The organism is Neobacillus cucumis (assembly GCF_023715505.1).
In genome coordinates this window covers 43045-66055 of record NZ_JAMBOH010000013.1, presented here as the reverse complement: position 1 = coordinate 66055, position 23011 = coordinate 43045, and the positions used below count along the sequence as shown (strand labels likewise).

Annotated in this window: 17 protein-coding genes; 16 read left to right on the top strand and 1 reads right to left on the bottom strand. The window is 42.8% G+C overall.

The window, feature by feature from the left end; all coding sequences use genetic code 11:
* Nucleotides 1-893: 893 nt before the first annotated feature.
* The 3 genes from M3226_RS18430 to M3226_RS18420 all read left to right on the top strand — a co-directional run bounded on the left by M3226_RS18430 (nt 894) and on the right by M3226_RS18420 (nt 4363).
* Entirely contained in the window at nt 894-1262 is a 369-nt protein-coding gene (locus M3226_RS18430) for an ArsR/SmtB family transcription factor (protein ID WP_251567839.1), read from the top strand.
* Entirely contained in the window at nt 1234-3336 is a 2103-nt protein-coding gene (locus tag M3226_RS18425) for a heavy metal translocating P-type ATPase (protein WP_374110635.1), read from the top strand. Before M3226_RS18430 ends, M3226_RS18425 begins: the two co-directional genes overlap by 29 nt.
* A 97-nt stretch (nt 3337-3433) precedes the next feature.
* Nucleotides 3434-4363 (top strand): cation diffusion facilitator family transporter, encoded by a 930-nt coding sequence (locus M3226_RS18420; RefSeq protein ID WP_251567828.1) that lies wholly within the window; start codon nt 3434-3436, stop codon nt 4361-4363.
* A 517-nt stretch (nt 4364-4880) separates the two neighbouring features.
* On the opposite strand, the gene M3226_RS18415 is transcribed toward M3226_RS18420, so the two are convergent.
* The gene (locus M3226_RS18415; RefSeq protein ID WP_251567826.1) at nt 4881-5393 is read right to left on the bottom strand and encodes a DoxX family protein; all 513 of its coding nucleotides are present in this window, start codon (nt 5391-5393) and stop codon (nt 4881-4883) included.
* 304 nt (nt 5394-5697) lie between these two features.
* Here M3226_RS18415 and M3226_RS18410 point away from each other — a divergent pair, with 304 nt between their 5' ends.
* From M3226_RS18410 to M3226_RS18350, 13 genes are all read left to right on the top strand, one after another.
* The gene (locus tag M3226_RS18410; RefSeq protein ID WP_251568003.1) at nt 5698-5958 is read left to right on the top strand and encodes a YhdT family protein; all 261 of its coding nucleotides are present in this window, start codon (nt 5698-5700) and stop codon (nt 5956-5958) included.
* Entirely contained in the window at nt 5955-7406 is a 1452-nt protein-coding gene (panF, locus tag M3226_RS18405) for a sodium/pantothenate symporter (protein ID WP_251567824.1), read from the top strand. Before M3226_RS18410 ends, panF begins: the two co-directional genes overlap by 4 nt.
* A gap of 76 nt (nt 7407-7482) precedes the next feature.
* Nucleotides 7483-7722 carry a CsbA family protein gene (locus M3226_RS18400; protein WP_251567822.1) on the top strand — a complete coding sequence of 80 codons (240 nt, stop codon included), beginning with the start codon at nt 7483-7485 and terminating at the stop codon, nt 7720-7722.
* Between the two features lie 348 nt (nt 7723-8070).
* Nucleotides 8071-10050: an excinuclease ABC subunit UvrB gene (gene uvrB, locus M3226_RS18395; RefSeq protein ID WP_251567820.1), complete on the top strand. Its 1980-nt coding sequence runs from the start codon at nt 8071-8073 to the stop codon at nt 10048-10050.
* A 7-nt stretch (nt 10051-10057) separates the two neighbouring features.
* A complete protein-coding gene (gene uvrA / locus M3226_RS18390) occupies nt 10058-12931 on the top strand; it encodes an excinuclease ABC subunit UvrA (RefSeq protein WP_251567818.1) in 2874 nt (957 codons plus the stop codon).
* A 526-nt stretch (nt 12932-13457) separates the two neighbouring features.
* On the top strand, nt 13458-13772 hold the full coding sequence (locus M3226_RS18385; RefSeq protein ID WP_251567814.1) for a DUF4870 domain-containing protein: 315 nt from the start codon (nt 13458-13460) through the stop codon (nt 13770-13772).
* A 39-nt stretch (nt 13773-13811) separates the two neighbouring features.
* Nucleotides 13812-14924: a DUF4097 family beta strand repeat-containing protein gene (locus M3226_RS18380; RefSeq protein ID WP_251567812.1), complete on the top strand. Its 1113-nt coding sequence runs from the start codon at nt 13812-13814 to the stop codon at nt 14922-14924.
* 13 nt (nt 14925-14937) lie between these two features.
* Nucleotides 14938-15303 carry a phage holin family protein gene (locus tag M3226_RS18375; protein ID WP_098530397.1) on the top strand — a complete coding sequence of 122 codons (366 nt, stop codon included), beginning with the start codon at nt 14938-14940 and terminating at the stop codon, nt 15301-15303.
* A 156-nt stretch (nt 15304-15459) separates the two neighbouring features.
* Nucleotides 15460-16389, top strand: a complete 930-nt coding sequence (hprK, locus tag M3226_RS18370; protein ID WP_251567810.1) for an HPr(Ser) kinase/phosphatase — start codon at nt 15460-15462, stop codon at nt 16387-16389.
* Between the two features lie 12 nt (nt 16390-16401).
* Nucleotides 16402-17217 carry a prolipoprotein diacylglyceryl transferase gene (gene lgt, locus M3226_RS18365; protein ID WP_251567802.1) on the top strand — a complete coding sequence of 272 codons (816 nt, stop codon included), beginning with the start codon at nt 16402-16404 and terminating at the stop codon, nt 17215-17217.
* 37 nt (nt 17218-17254) lie between these two features.
* Nucleotides 17255-17905: a pyrophosphatase PpaX gene (ppaX, locus tag M3226_RS18360; protein ID WP_251567800.1), complete on the top strand. Its 651-nt coding sequence runs from the start codon at nt 17255-17257 to the stop codon at nt 17903-17905.
* Between the two features lie 5 nt (nt 17906-17910).
* Nucleotides 17911-18459 carry an acyltransferase gene (locus M3226_RS18355; RefSeq protein ID WP_251567798.1) on the top strand — a complete coding sequence of 183 codons (549 nt, stop codon included), beginning with the start codon at nt 17911-17913 and terminating at the stop codon, nt 18457-18459.
* A 308-nt stretch (nt 18460-18767) separates the two neighbouring features.
* On the top strand, nt 18768-22814 hold the full coding sequence (locus M3226_RS18350) for a bifunctional 2',3'-cyclic-nucleotide 2'-phosphodiesterase/3'-nucleotidase (RefSeq protein WP_251567796.1): 4047 nt from the start codon (nt 18768-18770) through the stop codon (nt 22812-22814).
* Nucleotides 22815-23011: the final 197 nt, after the last annotated feature.

Here is a 23011-nt window from a genome sequence, read left to right as displayed (position 1 = left end):
TCGGACAGGACAAATCAAAAATTCAAGAAGCGAGTCTGAAGTAGCCTCAGCTTCGGACAGGACAGCTCAAAAATTCAGGAGACAAGTCAGAAGTGGGCGGAGGTTCGGACAGGACAAGACAAAAATTCAGGAAGCGAGTCCGAAGAAGCCCGAGGTTCGGACAGGACAAGTCAAAAATTCAAGAAACGAGTCCGAAGAAGCCCAAGGTTCGGACAGGACAGCTCAAAAATTCAGGAGACAAGTCAGAAGTGGGCGGAGGTTCGGACAGGACAGGTGAAAAATATAGGAAGCGAGTCTGAAGTAGCCTCAGCTTCGGACAAGGTGGCTCAAAAATTCAAGAAGCAAGTCCGAAGAAGCCCAAGGTTCGGACAGGTCAAGTCAAAAATTCAAGAAGCGAGTCTGAAGTAGACTCAGCTTCGGACAGGACAGCTCAAAAATTCAGGAGACAAGTCAGAAGTAGGCGGAGGTTCGGACAGGACAAGTCAAAAATTCAGGAAGCGAGTCCGAAGAAGCCCCAGTTTCGGACAGGACAAGTCAAAAATTCAAGAAGCAAGTCCGAAGAAGCCCCAGTTTCGGACAGGACAAGTCAAAAATTCAAGAAACGAGTCCGAAGAAGCCCGAGGTTCGGACAGGAGAAGTCAAAAATTCAGGAAGCTTGTCCGAAGAAGCCCCAGTTTCGGACAGGACAGCTCAATAATTCAAGAAGCTAGTCCGAAGAAGCCTAAGGTTCGGACAGGGCAAAGACTTAAAATAAAAAGTTCTTATTCAAATGAATAACCAACTAAACAATTTATTAATATCCCCAATATTAGTACACAATTTTATTGACATTCAAACACTCATTTGAATATCATATAATCAAACGATCATTTGAATGAAGAAGGTGACTAGAAATGAAAGAACAGGATATTTGCGAAGTTACCTGTGTCGATAGCGAGAAAACCACCCGAGTCAAACAGCAGATCACGAACGGAAATATCTTCGATGTAACCAAGCTTTTTAAAGCCCTATCAGATGAAACCCGTTTAAAAATTGCCTATGCCCTTACGCTTGAAGAAGAGCTATGTGTTTGTGATGTTGCCCATATTGTCGGCGCGACCACCGCAACAGCTTCGCACCATTTGCGTCACCTAAAAGGCCTCGGCCTTGCGAAATACCGTAAAGAAGGAAAGCTTGTCTATTATTCCCTTGATGATGATCACGTCAAACAATTAATCCATATTGCTTTTGCACATCAGAAGGAGGTGGCCGGCCGTGAGTGAAGCGACTGAGAAACAAGTCTATCGTGTTCAAGGATTTTCCTGAACAAGCTGCGCCGCCAAGTTCGAAAAGAACGTACAGCACCTGGATGGTGTTGTTGATGCTAAAGTTAATTTCGGAGCTTCCAAGCTCACAGTCTATGGAAACACAAGCCTTGAAGAACTGCATAAAGCAGGTGCTTTTGAAAAATTAACACTTGTCCCTGAAAAAGAAAAGCAAGCTGTTATCCCAAGAGAACCGTTTTGGAAACGCTACTTTCTTTTAGGATTATCACTATTATTCCTGCTCGCAGGCTATATTTTTTCTGAAAATATCCTGTTTGCCGCCGCTATTTTAATAGGTGGATATCCACTGTTTAAAACCGGCTTAACAAACCTTTTCCGCTTTGATTTTGACATGAAAACACTCATGACGATTGCCATCATTGGTGCCGCCATTATTGGTGAATGGAGAGAAGGGGCAGTCGTTGTCATCCTTTTCGCGATTAGCGAGGTCCTCGAGGGCTATTCCATGGATAAAGCCAGAAATTCGATTCGCGCACTGATGGAACATGCTCCGACAGAAGCACTTGTCGTCCGCAACGGAAAAGAACTTCTTTTAAAAGCGGAAGATATCCAAATTGGTGACACCATGCTGGTGAAACCCGGCCAAATGATAGCGATGGATGGGGTAATTATAGAGGGAACATCCACGATCAATCAAGCTGCGATCACAGGTGAATCAGTTCCGGTTGAAAGAGGCGTTGAGGATGAGGTATTTGCCGGTACCCTCAATGAAGCAGGCTTTTTAAAAATAAGAGTAACGAAACTGGTGGATGACACAACGATTGCGAAAATCATTCATTTAGTTGAAGAAGCACAGGCAGAAAAAGCCCCGTCACAACAGTTTGTTGACCGCTTTGCCAAGTATTATACGCCAGTTATTATCCTTGTCGCCGTGCTTGTAGCCGTTGTGCCTCCCCTGTTCTTTGGTGCAGACTGGCAGGAATGGATCTATCAAGGGCTCGCGGTTTTAGTGGTTGGCTGTCCTTGTGCATTAGTCATTTCCACACCTGTTTCCATTGTTACCGCGATTGGCAACGGAGCGCGGAATGGAGTGCTCATTAAAGGTGGAAGTTTTTTAGAAGAAGCAGGAGCATTGAAGGCTATTGCGTTTGATAAAACCGGAACACTAACCAAAGGGGTTCCAATAGTGACGGATTTCGTGAACTTCACATATGATGAAAACCTCCTAGGAGTGGTTGCGGCGCTTGAAAGTAAATCGCAGCACCCACTTGCTTCTGCCGTAATAAAAAAAGCAGCGCATCTTCATCAGAACTATGTGGTGGAGGATTTCTTGTCGATTACAGGGAAAGGAATAAAAGGGGTTGTAGATGGGACGGAATATCGTGTTGGCAACGTGAAGTTATTTGAGAAAGTGCCTGAAGCTGTGTTAGAAAAGGTTTCGTACCTGCAAGAACAAGGCAAGACCGTTATGATTGCCGGAAATGGTCAAGAGATCCTTGGGTTGATTGCGGTTGCCGATGAGGTTCGCGATAGCAGCCGACTCGTGATTGAACGACTCCAGCAGTTAGGCATTAAGCAAACCATATTGCTTACAGGAGATAACCATATCACCGCTGAAGCGATTGGCCGTGAGACGGGAGTTCATCAAGTAGAATCAGAGCTGCTTCCGGAAGATAAATTAACGTTTATAAAAAAATTAAAAGCTCAGTACGGAAGGGTTGCTATGGTTGGTGACGGCGTGAACGATGCGCCGGCACTGGCTGCTGCTACCGTTGGAATTGCGATGGGCGGGGCAGGGACCGACACAGCCCTTGAGACTGCCGACATTGCTTTGATGAACGACGATTTAAAGAAACTCCCGTTCACCATTAAGTTAAGCAGGAAAACACTGCAAATTATTAAGCAGAATATTACTTTATCGATTGTTTTCAAATTACTTGCTCTCCTCTTAGTCGTTCCAGGCTGGCTGACCTTGTGGATCGCCATTTTTGCGGATATGGGTGTCACATTGCTTGTGACCCTAAACGGGTTACGATTATTAAGAGTTAAAGATAAAGAAATGATGAATTGAAAAATAAAGATTAGAAAAGACTAGCCGTAATCGGAATATTTTCGTTTTAGAAAGAGAAAAGAGCAACTTAACTTTTAAGAGCTCTGGGGGGATCTACATGGGTCATCATCACCATCATGGCCACTCACACGGCCACTCACATGGACATTCACATACAAGTAATAAAAAGGCACTATTAAGTTCTTTCCTATTAATAGCTGCCTTTATGATAGTAGAAGTGATCGGCGGTATTGTTACAAACAGCCTTGCACTATTGTCGGATGCAGGCCATATGCTGAGTGATGCAGCTGCACTTGGATTAAGCTTTTACGCTTTAAAGCTTGGGGAGAAAAACGTCTCACAGGAAAAAACCTACGGCTATAAGAGGTTTGAAATTATTGCCGCCGCCTTAAATGGTTTAACGCTTGTGATTATCTCTATTTATATCTTTTTTGAGGCCTTTCAACGCTTTTTCAATCCGCCGGAAGTCCAGAGTACCGGGATGCTAATGATTTCTGTGACCGGATTATTAGTCAATATCATTACAGCTTGGATTTTGATGAAGGGTGACAAGGAAGAAAACCTGAATGTCAGAAGCGCTTTCCTTCACGTACTAGGTGATATGCTTGGTTCGGTAGGAGCGATTGCTGCCGCCTTACTGATCATGTTTCTAGGCTGGGGGATTGCCGACCCGATTGCCAGTATCATTGTTGCTGTACTCATTCTTATCAGTGGTTACCGGGTAACAAAGGATTCTTTTCATATCTTGATGGAAGGGGCTCCTTCCGAGATTGATATATCTCAAGTGAAAAAGGCATTGTGCAAGATCCCTAACGTCAAGGAGGTTCATGACCTCCACATTTGGACCATTACTTCAGGATATCCTATTCTAAGCTGTCATATGACGATTCTAAATGATGGCGTGCACGATAAAATCTTGTCACAATCCCAAAAAATACTTCATGATGTATTTCATATTGAACACAGTACGATTCAGGTTGAAAAAGAAGCTAACGGATGTCCTAGTCCACATGGGACGTGTAATTAATTAGATTACTCACTAAATTACCTTTTAACATCGCCTTTCTTTAAATAAGAGGGCGATTTTTTATCGTTTAGCTCATTTGTGAATTGACTTCTTCTTAACCCTTGTTTACCATTAAGTATTCTCATTGACTATGTCCTCCTTGTCCGGGTGGGTGATTGAGTTAAACTTGGTTAAGTACTTCAATCGTAACATAGTCACTGGGACATTTTTATTTCTAAAGTAATGATTTCATACACGGAAAATTATAAAATTTTCGCTTGTGGATAACTGTTAATAAAAGGACTGTCGACGTCCAGCTCCAGCGCCTAGCCCCTCGATGGTCTACAGCCACTCAGGGAAAGAACGCAAAGAACGCCTTCTTTCCCTGAGCGACTTATGCTTGTCTGGGCTATTCAAGGCGCTTCCGCTTTTGTTCGCAAGATAAGTTAGTATAAATTTCAACTTTGAGAATTGTCCAGCTCCAGGCGCCATCGGCTTGTGCTTGTCGCCAGTAGGCGGGCGCCTTGCGCTTTTCTTATTACGCGCTTTGAGGAAATTGTTCCTTCCCAGCTTTTTTAAAGAACCATTTCTGCAGCATTGGAATCACCCAACGATCTACTCCAATTTTTCCAGCGTTCGTTCCTGCCACCAGAATAAACATTCCTAGTAAAACCATTTGAGGATTCGTACTTGTTGTGCCAGACAACATATAAGCAAAATTCATTGTAAGTCCCATAAGGGCAGAAAATGAAGTGAATATTCCTAAAATTAATGCAGCCCCTACTAAAAACTCTCCCCATGGAACCATGACATTAAATAAATCAACGTAGGGAATAGCAAACTCATTTAAAAAATGTCCCCACCAAGGTTGAACAGAAGGGTGATCACCTGACATATTTTTTACTGCTCCAACCATAAAGCCGCTTGCATCAAATTTCCCACCGGAGATTTTCCCCCAGCCAGCAGTTAACCACTCCCATCCAAGATAGAGTCGAAATACAGTAAGTAAAAATGGGACATAACGGTTTTCCTTTAAAAATTGAATAAACATAACAAACCTCCTAAGTTAATGATATTGATAATCATTATCAGTTATCTTATTGTGTTTATCAATAAGAAAATAGTACTGATTAATTTTCTCAAATTACAGTAGATTTTTCCCATTAGATAGTAACCAAATTGTTTTAATGAACGAAATGATAACTAATAAAAATTAATGTCAAATAATCATTTTCAAAAGTATGCTAGTAAGTTTTTCTCCATATTTGTGGTAAAATGTTCTAACTTGGTAAAAAGTTAGATTAAAAATGCATACATACTAGGGGTGTAAAAGTGTGAAGAAATCTGTGGATTCAATGGACAAGCGTTTTAAAATTGCCCATAAAGAAGCACTAATTGGCGTTATTCTCGTTATCATCAATTTTATCATTTGGTATGGATTTGGCTACGGACTCGGCTCGGCTAATGTTAAGGACTATACATACGTATTTGGTCTGCCGGCCTGGTTCTTTTACAGCTGCATTCTCGGCTCCATTGTCATGATTATCCTTGTGATTTTCACAGTAAGATACCTCTTCCAGGACATCCCCTTTGATGTAGAGGAGGGGAACAAGTGAACTGGGCTGTTATTACACCATTAATTATTTTCTTATTGATTATCTTTGCGGTAGGAATCTGGTCAAACAAATTAGTACTCAAATCCGAATCTTTTTTAGAAGGGTATTTCTTAGGGGAACGTCAAATGGGCGGGTTCATCTTGGCCATGACGATGGTGGCCACTTACGGGAGCGCCAGCAGTTTTATCGGCGGACCTGGAATTGCCTATACCCAAGGGCTAGGCTGGGTTCTACTTGCCATGGCCCAGCTTGTAACCGGTTATTTTACCTTAATGGTTCTCGGGAAAAAATTCGCGATTGTCGCCCGTCAGTATAAGGCGATTACCTTAATCGACTTTTTGAAGGAACGGTATAAAAGTAAAACGGTTGTGATCTTATCAGCGGCAAGTATTATCATTTTCCTTTTTTCATCAATGACGGCGCAATGGATTGGCGGGGCGCGCCTGGTAGAATCGCTGACTGGCATGCCTTATTCAACCGCCTTACTGATTTTTGCTTTTTCTGTTCTAGTGTTTGTCATTGTCGGCGGCTTCCGAGCGGTAGCGCTCACCGATACGGTCCAAGGTGTCGTGATGTTCGCAGGAACATTGATTCTATTGATAGCGACGATTAAAGCAGGCGGAGGGGTTTCAAACATCATCACTGATTTAGCGGCGGAGAACCCGAATCTCATCAGCCCGTTTGGTGCACAGCACAATTTAACCCCTGCCTACGTTTCATCGTTTTGGATCTTGGTTGGCGTTGGGGTTGTCGGACTGCCGCAAATTACAGTCAGGGCGATGTCTTACAAAAATTCAAAAGCGATGCACAATGCCATCATTATTGGGACGATTGTGGTCGGCTTTATCATGCTCGGGATGCACCTGATTGGCGTGTTTGCAAGACCAGTACTCCCAGGAGTAAAAATCGGTGATACAGTGATGCCATTGTTATCAATGAAAGTTTTGCCGCCGTTTGTTGCGGGAATTGTACTAGCAGCCCCGATGGCTGCGATTATGTCAACAGTCGATGCTCTGCTGATCTTGGTGAGCTCGGCTTTAGTAAAGGATATCTATTTGAATTACATCAAGCCGGATGCAGAAGACAAACTAATTAAAAAGGTGAGCTTCAGTGTAACCGCCATTATTGGGGTTATCGTAATTATTTTCGCATTAAGTCCACCTGACTTAATTGTCTGGCTGAATCTATTTTCTTTTGGCGGACTGGAATCTGTGTTCATTTGGCCAGTGATTTTAGGCTTGTATTGGAGTAAAGGCAATAAGTACGGAGCAATCACGTCAATGATTATTGGAATGGGTTCTTATATTTTGTTAGATCGTTTTTATCCGAATGCCTTTGGCATGCATACGGTGGTCATGCCGATTGTTCTGTCATTGATAGGGTTTATCATTGTAAGTCTAGTATCACAGCAAAAGGGGACGGCTGGTTTTGAGAAGGCTAAGGCTTAAGGAATATTTTAGTTGCAATCTTATGGATTAGTTTTTAAAATAAATAATTAACGAGATTAATAAATGAGGTGTTCCCATGTTTGAGATTATTAGGATATTTTCAGCACTAACTATGCCAGGATTAATGGTTTTGCTTTTTTCACGGGTCACTTACAATCGCGTTATCGGCCTTGTTTTAACCGTAGCACTGATTGCTGGGTCAGTTTACAAAGGCTATACCGACACCTTTTACCTAATTGTTATTGATGCCTTTTCACTTACCGCGGGCTTCTGGCTGGCAGCCAAGATGAAACCGCGCGCAGTTACAAATAGCTAGAACCTATTCACAAATGTAAGTCTGTCGATTAACGGCAGGCTTTTTTAGTGAATTCAATTAGAACCGTTCTTTGTACTTTGTTTTTCTCTAGCTCCAGCGTCCAGCGGCTAGTGTCCTTCGCCCTTTTCCCTACGATAAGTTAAAGTGCTACAGGCCATACGCCGCTTAACCGATGCTTCCGCTTTATTTGTAAAAAAACGAATGCTAGTTCGCATATTATTGGTTTGTTTTTGGTGGATTGTGGTAGAATGTTAATAGGAAATTTACGAGTAGACACTTTTTAGCACCATCCCGGACAATAAACAGTTTTTTAGCTCGAGAGTGACTTTTTTAACGGGAGGAAGAAATGTGAAAGACCAATTTGAATTAGTTTCAAAGTACTCGCCCCAAGGTGATCAGCCCGAAGCGATCCGCCAGTTAGTAGAAGGGATTAAAAATAATAAACGTCATCAAACTCTGCTTGGTGCAACCGGTACAGGGAAGACCTTTACGGTTTCGAACGTCATTAAAGAAATAAACAAACCAACTCTTGTGATCGCCCATAACAAAACATTAGCCGGACAGCTCTATAGTGAGTTTAAAGATTTTTTTCCAAATAATGCGGTAGAATACTTCGTCAGTTACTATGATTACTATCAGCCGGAAGCCTATGTGCCGCAAACTGATACCTTCATTGAAAAAGATGCTAGTATCAACGATGAAATTGACAAGCTGCGCCACTCGGCGACCTCATCCTTATTCGAACGGAAAGATGTCATTATCATTGCCAGTGTGTCCTGTATCTATGGTCTCGGTTCGCCGGAAGAATACCGCGAGATGGTATTATCGCTTCGCACAGGCATGGAAATCGAACGGAATCAGCTCCTGCATCGTTTAGTGGATATCCAGTATGAACGAAATGATATCGATTTTAAAAGGGGAACCTTCCGTGTCCGCGGGGATGTCGTTGAGATATTCCCAGTTTCCCGCGATGAACATTGTGTCCGTGTCGAATTCTTTGGAGATGAAATTGATCGCATCCGTGAAGTTGATGCGTTAACAGGTGAAATCATCGGCGAACGTTCGCATATCGCGATTTTTCCGGCATCTCACTTCGTTACACGTGAAGAAAAAATGCGTTTAGCCATTGAGAATATTGAAAAAGAACTCGAGGAACGGCTTGCCGAATTAAGAGCAGAAGATAAACTGCTCGAGGCACAGCGGATTGAGCAGCGTACCCGTTATGATTTAGAAATGATGCGGGAAATGGGCTTTTGCTCAGGGATTGAAAACTACTCCCGTCATCTGACCCTAAGGCCGGCCGGTTCGACTCCTTATACATTGCTCGACTATTTTCCAGAAGATTTCCTTATTATCATTGATGAATCGCATGTTACCTTACCGCAAATCAGGGGTATGTTTAATGGAGACAAGGCCCGTAAACAAGTGCTGGTCGACCACGGCTTCCGCCTGCCCTCCGCACTCGATAACCGACCGTTAACTTTTGAGGAATTTGATAAGCATGTCCGCAATGCCATTTTTGTCTCGGCCACACCAGGCCCATATGAACTTGAACATACACCGGAGATGATTGAACAAATTATTCGCCCGACAGGATTGCTAGATCCAACAATTGAAGTCCGTCCAATCGAAGGGCAGATTGATGATTTGATTGGTGAAATACAGGACCGGGTTAAGAAAAATGAGCGTGTCCTCGTGACGACGTTAACGAAAAAAATGTCAGAGGACTTAACCGATTATCTCAAGGAAATTGGGATAAAGGTTCAATATCTACATTCAGAAGTCAAGACACTCGAGCGGATTGAAATTATCCGAGAGCTGCGTCTTGGTAAATATGACGTTTTGATCGGGATCAACTTGCTCCGGGAAGGACTCGATATTCCTGAGGTTTCCCTTATCACGATTCTCGATGCTGACAAAGAAGGCTTCCTGCGTTCGGAACGGTCGTTAATTCAAACGATTGGCCGGGCCGCCCGAAATGCCAATGGCCATGTTATTATGTATGCAGATAGAATCACTAATTCGATGGAGCTGGCGATTAGTGAAACGAAGCGGCGCCGGGCCATCCAAGAAGAATACAATCGAAAACATGGCATTACACCGCAGACGATACAAAAGGAAATCCGTGATGTTATCCGTGCGACCCAAGCCGCAGAGGATCAGGAAGAATATAAACCATCAGCATCCTTCGGCAAGATGAGTAAGAAGGAACGAGAAAAACTAATTATGACAATGGAAAAAGAAATGAAGGAAGAAGCAAAGGCACTCAACTTCGAACGTGCTGCCGAGCTTCGTGATTTATTATTGGAATTGAAAGCGGAAGGATGACGGTTAGATGGCAATGGAAAAACTGATTGTGAAAGGCGCCCGCGCCCACAATTTGAAAAATATAGATGTCACCATTCCGAGAGATAAGCTTGTGGTACTGACAGGACTTTCCGGTTCAGGAAAGTCCTCGCTCGCATTTGATACGATTTATGCAGAAGGACAGCGCCGTTATGTGGAATCCCTGTCTGCTTATGCCCGCCAATTTCTCGGTCAGATGGATAAGCCGGATGTCGATATGATCGAGGGATTATCCCCGGCAATTTCGATTGATCAAAAAACAACCAGCCGAAACCCGCGTTCTACAGTGGGGACGGTTACGGAAATCTATGATTATTTACGATTACTTTTTGCAAGAGTCGGACATCCCACTTGTCCGAATCATCATATTGAAATCTCCTCACAAACCATTGAGCAGATGGTCGACCGGATTCTCGGCTACCCGGAACGAACCAAAATGCAAATCCTTGCCCCTGTTATATCGGGACGAAAAGGAGCCCATGTAAAGGTATTGGAGGACATCAAAAAACAAGGGTTTGTCCGAATACGTGTCGACGGAGAAATGCTTGATCTTGGTGATGAAATTGAATTAGACAAAAATAAGAAACATTCGATTGAAGTTGTAGTGGACCGAATTGTCGTCAAGGAAGGTATTTCAGCCCGTGTCGCTGATTCCCTCGAGTCGGCTTTAAAACTAGGAGAAGGAAACGTCATCGTCGATGTAATCGGTGAAGAAGAGCTGTTGTTCAGTGAGAACCATGCTTGTCCGATTTGCGGTTTTTCGATTGGTGAATTAGAACCACGAATGTTTTCCTTTAACAGCCCATTCGGGGCCTGCCCTGACTGTGATGGACTAGGATCAAAAATGGAAGTCGATCTTGATTTAGTCATACCTAATAAGGATTTAACACTAAAACAGCATGCGATTGCCCCTTGGGAGCCTACCAGCTCACAATATTATCCACAGCTGCTTCAGGCGGTCTGTGATCATTATGGAATCGATCTGGATGTACCTGTTAAAGACATCCCCGACCACCAAATGGAAAAAATTCTCTATGGCTCCGGCAAGGATAAAATTTATTTCCGTTATGAAAATGATTTTGGGCAGCTCCGTGAGGGACATATTCAATTTGAAGGCGTTATGCGCAATGTCGAGCGCCGCTTTAAGGAGACAAGCTCAGACTTTATCCGTGAACAAATGGAAAAATACATGGGTCAGCAGCCATGTCCAACCTGTAAAGGCTACCGTTTGAAAAAGGAATCGTTGGCCGTGTTAATTAACGGATCCCATATTTCTCAAGTAACAGACCTATCGATTAAGGATGCCCAAGAATTTTTCTCAGAGTTAAAGCTTTCGGATAAAGAAATGCAAATTGCAGCGTTAATCTTCCGTGAGATCAGTGAACGGCTAGGCTTCTTAATTAATGTTGGTTTAGATTATTTGACCCTCAGCCGTACCGCAGGGACACTCTCTGGCGGTGAAGCACAGCGGATCCGGCTGGCGACTCAAATTGGCTCGCGCCTGACCGGCGTATTATACATTTTGGATGAGCCGTCCATTGGTCTCCATCAGCGGGATAATGACAGGTTAATCGGTACAATGCAAAGCATGCGTGATATCGGCAACACCTTGATTGTCGTCGAGCACGATGAAGATACGATGCTTGCTGCTGATTATCTCATTGATATTGGTCCTGGTGCAGGAATCCATGGCGGTAAGATTGTTTCCGCGGGAACCCCTGCAGAAGTAATGGCCGACCCGAACTCACTGACAGGTCAATACCTGTCCGGGAAAAAGTTCATCCCACTTCCGCTTGAGCGTCGTAAGCCTGATGGCCGCTATATCGAAATCAAGGGTGCATCTGAAAATAATCTAAAAAATGTCAATGTGAAGTTTCCACTTGGCATGTTTATTGCTGTGACTGGCGTATCCGGATCCGGGAAAAGTACCCTGATTAACGAGATCCTGCATAAATCACTGGCGCAAAAGCTAAATCGTGCAAAAACCAAGCCCGGAGCCCACAAGTCCGTTAAGGGAATGGAACATTTAGAAAAGGTCATCGATATTGACCAATCCCCGATCGGCAGAACGCCGCGTTCGAACCCCGCCACGTATACGGGGGTGTTCGATGATGTTCGTGATGTGTTTGCGTCGACGAATGAAGCAAAAGTGCGCGGGTATAAGAAAGGCCGCTTTAGTTTTAATGTCAAGGGCGGCCGTTGTGAAGCCTGCCGCGGTGATGGGATTATTAAAATCGAAATGCATTTTTTACCTGATGTCTATGTTCCGTGCGAGGTATGCCACGGCAAACGTTATAACCGTGAAACATTAGAAGTGAAATATAAAGGGAAAAATATTGCCGATATCCTCGATATGACCGTTGAGGTGGCAGTCGAGTTTTTCGAAAACATTCCAAAAATCAGCCGTAAGCTGCAGACCATTTTGGATGTAGGTCTGGGTTATGTGAAACTAGGCCAGCCGGCAACAACTCTGTCAGGCGGGGAGGCCCAGCGTGTTAAGCTTGCCTCAGAACTGCACCGTCGTTCAAATGGTAAAACGTTCTATATTCTAGATGAGCCGACGACCGGGCTTCATGTGGACGACATTTCCCGTTTGCTTGTTGTCTTACAGCGCCTGGTTGAAAATGGAGATACTGTTCTGGTCATTGAGCATAATCTCGATGTGATTAAGACGGCCGATTACCTTGTCGACCTCGGTCCTGAGGGCGGAGACAAGGGCGGCACCATCGTCGCGACCGGAACTCCTGAAAAAGTAGCAGAGACTCCAGAATCTTATACCGGAAAATATTTAAAACCAATCCTAGCGCGTGATCGCGAGCGGATGAAACAGCAAATTGAAGAGAAGAGTGCGATTAAAGCATAAAAAGAGTTGAAATCAGCTGGTTAAAACCTGGCTGGTTTCGGCTCTTTTTTTGTTTTTCGCAGAAAAATAGGAAAGTGGGCGGAATAAAGTTTGAAGTTGGCGGAATAAATCTGAAAACGGGCCGAATAAAATAGAATGTTAATGAAATAAATCAGCAATTATTGAGTTTCGAGCCAGCAGGAATTAGGTTGCGCGGAAAAATTCAAAAATGAGCGGAATAAATCCGAAATCAGGCGGAAATACGCCCAAATTAGACGGAATAAATTCGTAATTAGTCGGAAAAAACACTAAATCCGACGGAATCCAGAACCGCACCAGATTAGGCTGGCGGAATAAAACCAGAATTAGCCGGAATTAATCCGAAAATCAGCGGATAAAACCAAAAATACGACGGAATCACTCTAAAAAGTCCGCGGAATCAAACCCAAATCCCCCCACACCCACCCAATCCGCGCTTAAAAATAACAAATATAAAAGAAACCTTTTCGATACTAAACTCGTAATAAAAGATAGAGGTGATGAACGTATGGAAACAAGAAAAGTTTTATCCAGTCTATGCTATTTTAGTATCTTCTTCGCCGGATTTATTTTCCCTTTAGCCGTCTATTTAGCCACGGGAGACAAAGAAACCAAAAGGCATGCTAAAAAATCACTATTATCACACCTAATTCCATTAATCCTGACACCACTCCTAGTGTTGGCGGTATTCTATGATTTTACTTCACAACAAGACGCCATCCCTGTTTTTACGGTTATAAGTATCATCGTTATGATCCTACTTTGCCTCGCAGTGGTCATCTGGAACATTGTCAAAGGCGTAAAGGTATTAACAGCTGAATAAACTGAAAGTGACAAATTCATTAGGGTAGAGGTGGAAAAAATGAAAGAGGAAAGAAAACGGATTTTACAAATGGTCGAGGAAGGAAAACTAAAGGCCGATGAAGCCTTAAAGCTTCTTGAAGAACTGGAAAAAGCAGAGCAATCCATGGAGCAAAAACAGGCGCAACTTGTCAATGAGCTGTCCACCACCGTCCAATTTGAGGAAGCCAAAAAGGAAGAGCCGTTCCAAGCCAAATATCAATCTACAAAGGACAAAATCTTTGAATTTGTTGATTTTGCTTTTAAAAAAATTAAAGACTTAGACTTAGATCTTAACTTCGGCCAATCCGTGGATATCTCGCATATATTCCATCAAGGTGAAGCCGCTATAAAAGATATCGACATTGACGTCGCAAACGGAGCCATCAAGCTCGTTGGCTGGGAGCAGCCTGATGTCAGAGTTGAGTGTCAGGCAAAGGTATACCGAGTGGAAAACCAGGACCAGGCTCGGCAAAATTTTTTACGGGATGTCCTTTTCACTGTGGAACATGAGAAATTACGTTTTAGCACCCAGCAGAAATGGATGAAGGTCGAAGCAGTCGTGTACGTACCAAAAGCCGTTTATAACCGGGTACGGGTCAGGTTGTTTAATGGTCCGATTACTGGGGAACAAATGAATGTAGATGAACTGCGTGTAAAAACGGCTAACGGAAAAATCTCCCTTGACCGCTTCACCGGTAAGAATACAGAACTGGAAACAGCGAATGGAAAAATTAAGCTGAAAGGCAGCCAATTTGATAAAGTCGAAGCAGAAACAATTAATGGTGCCATCCAACTTGCCGGAGAGTTTAAAAAGCTTGAAATGGAGTCGTTTAAAGGAAATATCAGTGTAAATCTTCATGGAAACCAAGCTGAATTGATTCAGGCCAAAACGGCTGCGGGAGGAATCGACCTCTATATCCCTGATGGCCTCCCGGTAAATGGGAATTTAAGAACTAATCTTGGCGGATTTCACGTCAACTTAGTCGGCATTCAGGTGCTGGAGGAGAAAAGTGAAATGATCCAAAAATCACTGCGCTTCCAATCGATTAATCACCCAGAAAAACTAGCACACATTTATGCCGATACGAAAACAGGTTCCATCACGATCCACCAATCACAAGAAGAAAAGTAGGAGATTTACCTAAATGAGATGGCTGCTAGGTTGTTTGATAAATGCGGTATTATTTATGGCACTCGCCGGTTATTTTCATGAAAGCTTTCAATTAACCGGCTTCGTGGCCGCACTAGAAGCGAGCGTTTTATTATCAATCTTAAATGTACTCGTCCGTCCGCTGTTGATTTTATTTACCTTACCGGTCACAATCTTAACCATGGGACTTTTCCTGTTTGTCATCAATGCCGTTACACTTGAGCTAACGGATTATTTGATGGGAACAGCCTTTGAAATTAATGGTTTTGGCATGGCCCTGTTTTTTGCTGTGCTGATGTCGCTCGTTAACGTCCTCATTCAAAAAACACTGTTCGAGCCATCAAGAAAGGCCAAGAAATAACCTAAAAAGGTGCACTCCTTTCCAATGGGAGTGCACCTTTTTCCTTTTTTACGCAACTACCATTTGGTTCTTTTTCAAAAAATGCTAAAATAGGAGGTATGAATTCTTCTTATTCTAATTTTTTTAAAAATACATCCGTTTGAGGAGGAAATCTTCTTGCCAAAAGTACGTACCAAAGATATCTTTGAAAAATTTAATCTCGAATTAGTTAGTGGTGAAGAAGGGATTAACCGCCCGATTACCATGAGTGATATATCTCGTCCAGGGATTGAAATGGCCGGATATTTCGAGTTTTATCCGGCTGAGCGGATCCAGCTGTTAGGGAAAACAGAATTATCCTTTTTTAGTGAACTATCTCCGAAAGACCGCGCCTCACGAATGGAACGACTTTGTACAGATGTGACTCCGGCAATCATTGTCACAAGAGGTATTGATGTGCCTGAAGAATTAATTGAGGCATCCGAACGAGAGTCTGTTCCCGTCCTAAAGACAAACATGGTAACGACCCGTTTCTCCAGCCGTTTAACCAACTTTTTAGAAAGTAAGCTTGCGCCGACAACCGCTGTTCATGGTGTTTTGGTCGATGTTTATGGGATTGGCGTGTTAATTACAGGGAAAAGCGGCGTTGGTAAAAGTGAAACGGCGCTCGAACTAGTAAAGCGCGGGCACCGGCTCGTGGCCGACGATTGTGTGGAAATTCGCCAGGAAGACCAGGATACATTGGTCGGGACTTCACCGGACTTAATTGAACATTTATTAGAAATCCGCGGTTTGGGGATCATCAATGTGATGACCTTGTTCGGTGCAGGAGCGGTCCGCAGCAATAAGCGAATTACGCTTATTATGAATCTGGAAATTTGGGATGCAAAGAAGCAATATGACCGCCTTGGCTTGGACGAGGAAAAAATGAGGATTATTGACACCGATATTCCAAAACTAACGGTTCCAGTTCGTCCGGGACGAAACCTGGCTGTTATTATTGAAGTAGCTGCGATGAATTTCCGTTTAAAACGGATGGGTGTAAATGCGGCGCAGCAATTTACCGACCGCCTGTCAGATGTAATTGAAGAGGGAGATCACGAGTAAGGGGAGAATGAGATGAACGAAACCATACAGCCATTAAATCCAATTGCTTTTTCACTTGGCCCGATTCAGGTGCATTGGTATGGGATTATTATCGGCTCCGGATTGGCACTTGCCTTGTATCTGGCGATTAGAGAGGCCAACCGAAGAGGATTACCTAAGGACACATTTGCCGATTTAATGCTATGGGCCATCCCCATCGCGATCATTTCGGCGCGGATATACTATGTGATATTTGAATGGGATTATTATGGCAGTCATCCCGCAGACATCCCGAAAATTTGGAATGGCGGAATTGCTATCCATGGAGCGCTAATTGGTTCAGTTATTACCACCATCGTTTTTGCCAGAAAAAGAGGGATTTCTTTCTGGAAAATTGCTGACATTGCTGCTCCTAGCATCATTTTAGGACAGGCGATTGGCCGCTGGGGTAATTTTATGAACCAGGAGGCTCATGGCGGCGAAGTAACAAGGTCATTCCTTGAGGGCTTGCATTTACCTGACTTTATCATCAATCAAATGTATATTAATGGGACCTATTATCACCCAACGTTCTTATATGAATCAGTTTGGGATTTCATTGGCTTTTTATTATTAATCCTGCTGCGCCGCGTGAATTTCCGCCGCGGGGAACTGTTTTTATCTTATGTTATTTGGTATTCGGTCGGCCGCTTTTTCGTCGAAGGACTTAGAACAGATAGTTTGATGCTTGGAAGCCTTCGGATGGCGCAAACCATTTCGATTGTGTTGATTGTAGTAGCTTTGGGAATTTTGGTTTATCGACGCACAAAAAATCCTGCCGAGGCGCATTACTTAGATCAAACGAATTAAAATAGCTGGCATTAGCTAATGAGAAAGGAATTCAGCAATGAACAACAAAATCACAACGATACTCTTTGATTTAGATGGGACTTTAATCGATACGAATGAATTAATTATTTCGACTTACTTGAACACGCTGGAAAAATATTTTCCAAGCAAGTATAAACGCGAGGATGTGCTCCCTTTCCTTGGCCCCACACTCCATGAGGCGTTTGGCAGTATGACTCCGGACCCCGAACAGGTCGAGGAAATGATTGCGGCCTATCGTGAGTATAATATCTCCAAGCACGATGAACTTGTAAAAGAGTTTGTCGGGGTGACCGAAACGATCCAGACGTTGAAGCAGCGCGGGTTTAAGTTAGGCGTGGTGACAACCAAGCGCCTTGATGTAACGCTAAAAGGCCTTCGGTTAATGAACTTAGAGCAGTTTTTTGAAGTCATTGTTGCCTACGAACATGTGAAAAAGACGAAGCCGGATCCGGAACCGATTTTTAACGCCTTGGAGCAGTTGAAGTCAACTCCTTCTGAAACGATGATGGTCGGCGATAATTACCATGATATTTTGGCGGGTAAAAATGCCGGTACGTTAACAGCCGGTGTGGCTTGGTCGATTAAGGGCCGTGACTACGTAGCAAGTTATGAACCTGATTATATGTTAGAGAACATGACTGACTTATTAACCATTCTCGGAGAGTGAGAAGGATGAGAAATACGACCCGCTATCCTGTCGATGGGGCGAACTCTTTGTGGCACGTTTACAAGACGGTGCCATTTTGGAAGGTTGTCAGAAATTTTATTGTCATTCAGCTTGCGAGATATACACCATTCTTGAGTATGAAAAACTGGTTATACCGTACCTTTCTAGGGGTTGAGGTGGGGGAGCAAACCTCCTTTGCTCTAATGGTGATGCTCGATGTCATGTTCCCAGAGAAAATTAGTGTCGGCCGCAATACGGTTATTGGTTATAATACGACCATTCTCGCCCATGAGTATTTAATTAAAGAGTACAGGCTTGGGAATGTCGTAATTGGGAATGAAGTCATGATCGGGGCCAACTCGACGATTCTTCCTGGGATAATGATAGGGGATGGTGCGATCGTCTCAGCTGGGACGTTAGTTCATAAGGACGTACCGCCTGGATGTTTCGTCGGAGGAAACCCGATGCGGGTCATTTATACGAAAGAAGAACTAGAGGAACGCTGGGCAGAGGACCCTATCTATCGAAATGTAAAAAAGTCTGGTCATACTTGATCAGACTTTTTTACATTGTTCAAATTAATTTTACAAAAATTAGGAAAAAGGACACGTTTTTGTTCTTGGTTTGGAACTTTATAATAATAGAGAATGCATACAATTAGATTCAGAAATTAATAGAAACTAGTTTAGTGCTAAAAATTCTATTAAAAAAAATGTTGAAATTTGGCTGCTATTAAAGAGAGAGAATGAGAACCAAATGCCGGGATTTTTCTGAATCTTAAAAAAGGAGAGGGTTATTAGAAAGATAGAAAATGGAGGTCTTAGCTAGAAAATTTAATCAAAGGGGATAGGTGAAGAGGCAAATGAAAAAGAAGAATATTAGTAGATATAGTAAACTAGCCGCAACAGCTTTAATACTCAGCACAATGGTATCACCGTCAATACCTTACAAGGCAATAGCAGCGGAGACAGCTAATACCGCTACTCTTAGGATTTTGGAAACAACGGACCTGCATGATGCCGCAATGGCTTATGATTACTACCAAGATACAGCGACTGGAATTAACTATGGTTTATCAAAGACTGCCACATTAATCCAGCAAGCAAGAGCAGAGGTAGATCCAAGTAACTCGATGCTGTTTGATGCTGGTGATTTACTCCAGGGAAATCCAATGGCAGATTACGCAGCAAAGGTTAATCCTATCACAGAAAACGATGTCCACCCAATGTTTAAGGCGATGAAGCTATTAAAATACGACGGGGGGATCGTCGGGAACCATGAGTTTAACTATGGTCTAAAGTTTCTAGATACTGCCTTAAAAAATGCTCCATATCCAATCGTCAACGCAAATATCTATAAAGATGATCATGACAGCGATCCAACCAATGATAAAAACTATTTTACTCCATATCAAATCATTCCTAAAAAAATAAAAGACAAAAACGGTGTCGAACAAACAGTCCATGTAGGAATTGTTGGGTTTGCACCGCCGCAAATTCTCCAATGGGATAAAGATAACCTTCAAGGAAAGGTTATTGTCAAAGATATCGTTAAAACAGCTGAAAAATATGTTCAAGAAATGAAGGCAAAAGGTGCAGATGTGATTGTAGCCATTGCCCACTCCGGCTGTGATGTAACAAATGATGGACAAGCGGATGCCGAAAATGCCGTATATTCATTAAGTAAAGTCTCTGGCATCGATGCCCTATTATTTGGGCATGCCCACTATGCGTTCCCAGCAGGTAAAGAGTTCCATCAAGGCAGCAAACTTGAAAATCCAGATTTAGCAGGCCTTGATACTACTAAAGGCACGATTAATGGTACACCTGCAGTAGAAGCAGGGTTTTGGGGTAATAACTTAGGTGTTCTTGACTTGGCATTAGTTCAAAAAGCAGATGGAACATGGACAGCCGATAAGGCTGCTTCAAAATCAGTAGATATGCCAGTAATAGGTACAACTACAGAAGATCCTGATATTGTTAAGGCCGTAAGTGCAGAACACGAGGCAACACTTGCATATGTACGCGGGAAAATTGGTGAGACAAGTGCACCAATGTCAAGCTACTTCTCTCGTGTAATGGATGACCCAACGATTCAGATAGTCAACAATGCACAAACAGATTATGTGAAGAGTTGGATTGATAAGAACCGTCCAGACCTTAAAGATGTACCAGTCATTTCTGCCGGTGCACCATTCAAAGCAGGCCGCCAAGGGGCAACAGATTATACAAACATTGCAAAAGGCGACCTTTCCATAAAGAGTGCCAATGACCTTTATTTGTATAACAACACATTAAAAGCTGTAGAATTAACGGGCGCAGAAGTGAAAGAATGGTTAGAAATGTCTGCGTCACAATTCAACACCATTGATCCTAATAATGCCAACGCACAAGAATTAATCGATTATGGATTCCAGCCATTCAATTTTGATGTCATTGATGGAGTTAAATACCAAATCGATGTTACACAGCCAGCAAGATATAACTATACGACAGGTGTGGTTTCTAACCCAGATGCTCACCGTATTATTCATTTTACTAATATGGATGGATCAGCGATTGATCCAAATCAAAAATTTATTGTTGCGACTAATAACTATCGTGCAAGCGGCGGCGGGAACTTCCCAGGAACGAAAGGTGGAAAGGCAACCATTGTAGTTGATTCGCCTTTAGAAAACCGTCAGATTTTAATGGATTATATTAAGGCACAAGGGGTTGTAAATCCTGTTGCGGATAATAACTGGAAAATCGCTCCTGTTGGTGGAGTAGCGAAGACATTAACCTTTAAATCTTCACCAGCGGCAAAAGATGTTTTAGCATCATCACCTACTATTAAAGATGTTGGTCCGACTTCTGATGGCTTTGAACAATATGCGCTTGAACAAGACGTTCATGTTCAATTACTAGGTATTAACGATTTACACGGACAACTAGACTATAAAACCACTGTAGCAGGTAAACCTGCCGGCGGAATTGAATATTTAGCGGGTTACTTAAAGGAAAGAGAAGCAGCAAATCCTTCGAACACGTTAATGGTCCAAGCAGGAGATGCAGTTGGTGCAAGCCGTCCTGTGTCTGCTTTATTACAAGATGAACCTACGATCCGAATTCTAAATGAAATTGGCTTTGATGTCGGTACGATTGGTAACCATGAATTTGATGAAGGCGTCACCGAGATGCTTCGTTTAATTAATGGCGGTTCTCATCCTAAGACCGTTGAGAAATATGGTGAATTTGAGGGCGCAGACTTCCCATACGTTGCAGCAAACGTGGAGAAAGAAGATACAGGTGAGTTAATTTTGCCTCCATATGTGGTTAAGGAAGTAGACGGGGTGAAAGTTGGCTTTATCGGTGTGGTAACAACCGAAACACCAAGTATTGTTACGCCAAGTGGTGTGGCTGGAGTTAAATTTACAGATGAAGCTGAAGCGATCAACAAGTATACAGCTGAATTAAAAGGTCAAGGTATTAAATCGATTGTCGTTCTTGCTCATGACCCTGGTACTTCAGCGACAGACGGCTCCAACCCAACTGGTAAAGTAGTCGATATTGCCAAGGCAGTCGATGATGAAGTGGATGTTATTTTTGGAGCGCATGACCATAAATATTTAAACTCCACAGTTGATGGAAAACTGCTAGTTCAATCGTATTCTTATGGAACAGCTTTCTCTGATGTCGATTTAACTATTGACCCGGTTACGCAGGATATTGTTGAGAAAAGAGCAGAAATTGTGACCACGTTCCAAGATGCTGCCCATCTTGATGCAAAAATTAAAGCAGAGATGGACAAATATCAGGCGGATGTGGCTCCAATAACAAATCAAGTAGTAGGGAATGCAGCGGCGCCAATTTCACGTACTACTAATGAAGCAGGGGAAGCGCCACTCGGTAACCTGATCGCTGATGGAATGAGAGCGGCAACCAATACCAACTTTGCCTTTATGAATGTCGGTGGTATCCGTGATGATATCAAAAAAGCAGGGCCAATAACATGGGGTGATTTATTTGCAATCCAGCCATTCGGCAACGATATTGTTACAATGAAAATCACTGGTGAGCAAGTAAGAATATTACTAAATCAACAGTTTGCAGCCGATCGAAACCGAATTATGCAAATTTCTGGTTTGAAGTACACTTGGTCCAATAACTTACCACTAGGACAGAAAGTAATCGATATTTATCTGCAAGATGGATCAAAAATTGATCCCAATGGAATCTATTCTGTAACTGTCAATAACTTCATGGCAGACGGCGGCGATGGATTCGTTGTTCTTAAGCAGGGCACAAACCGAACGACATGGTCATCTGACCTTGATGCATTTGTAAACTATATTAAGTCCTTTACCGCGCCAATTTCAGCACAAATTGAAGGCAGAATCTTAATTGATAAGGTTGCACCTGCCGCGCCAGCTGTGAATGAAGTAACCGATCAATCTACAAAAGTTACCGGAAAAACAGAAGATGGTGCAAAGGTGGAAGTAAAAGCTAATGGTCAAGTCATTGGGACAGCGACCGCAAACTCTGATGGAACGTATGAAGTAAGCATTTCACCATTAAAAGCTGGTACGGAAGTAATCGTCATAGCAACTGATGTGGCAGGAAACACAAGCACTGAAACAAAAGTGGTTGTTAAAGATGTTACAGCTCCAGATGCGCCAGTAGTTGGACAAATCATTGCTCCAGCAAAGAGTGTAACTGGAAAAGCGGAAGCAGGTTCAACCGTAAACGTTTATAATGGAAAAACACTGCTAGGCAGTATTTCAGCCGGTCAAGATGGAGTATTCACCATCCCATTTAAATCGGCTCAGACACATGATACAGTGTTAACCTTTACAGCCACAGACGCAGCTGGAAATACTAGTAAAGCAACTTCTGTAAAGTTAGTAAAAAGCAATCCGAAATTCCAGTAATAATACAAAATGCACTCCTGATCATATTCAGGGGTGTTTTTTTGCTATAATAAAACAAATTCTGCTGAATCTCGTGAAAATTCGATAAATTTATTGCGTACTAGAAGGAAAACTAGTTTAAAATATAAGAAACTTAAGTGTTTTTGATTGACGGAGCGTGAGGAAAAAGGTAAACTTTAGTTTATTAGCACATTAGC

Coding starts and splice junctions, on each gene's coding strand:
- M3226_RS18430 (WP_251567839.1), top strand. CDS start 894: ATGAAAGAACAGGATATTTGCGAAGTTACCTGTGTCGATAGCGAGAAA.
- M3226_RS18420 (WP_251567828.1), top strand. CDS start 3,434: ATGGGTCATCATCACCATCATGGCCACTCACACGGCCACTCACATGGA.
- M3226_RS18415 (WP_251567826.1), bottom strand. CDS start 5,393: ATGTTTATTCAATTTTTAAAGGAAAACCGTTATGTCCCATTTTTACTT.
- M3226_RS18410 (WP_251568003.1), top strand. CDS start 5,698: ATGGACAAGCGTTTTAAAATTGCCCATAAAGAAGCACTAATTGGCGTT.
- M3226_RS18400 (WP_251567822.1), top strand. CDS start 7,483: ATGTTTGAGATTATTAGGATATTTTCAGCACTAACTATGCCAGGATTA.
- uvrA (WP_251567818.1), top strand. CDS start 10,058: ATGGCAATGGAAAAACTGATTGTGAAAGGCGCCCGCGCCCACAATTTG.
- M3226_RS18385 (WP_251567814.1), top strand. CDS start 13,458: ATGGAAACAAGAAAAGTTTTATCCAGTCTATGCTATTTTAGTATCTTC.
- M3226_RS18380 (WP_251567812.1), top strand. CDS start 13,812: ATGAAAGAGGAAAGAAAACGGATTTTACAAATGGTCGAGGAAGGAAAA.
- M3226_RS18375 (WP_098530397.1), top strand. CDS start 14,938: ATGAGATGGCTGCTAGGTTGTTTGATAAATGCGGTATTATTTATGGCA.
- lgt (WP_251567802.1), top strand. CDS start 16,402: ATGAACGAAACCATACAGCCATTAAATCCAATTGCTTTTTCACTTGGC.
- ppaX (WP_251567800.1), top strand. CDS start 17,255: ATGAACAACAAAATCACAACGATACTCTTTGATTTAGATGGGACTTTA.
- M3226_RS18355 (WP_251567798.1), top strand. CDS start 17,911: ATGAGAAATACGACCCGCTATCCTGTCGATGGGGCGAACTCTTTGTGG.
- M3226_RS18350 (WP_251567796.1), top strand. CDS start 18,768: ATGAAAAAGAAGAATATTAGTAGATATAGTAAACTAGCCGCAACAGCT.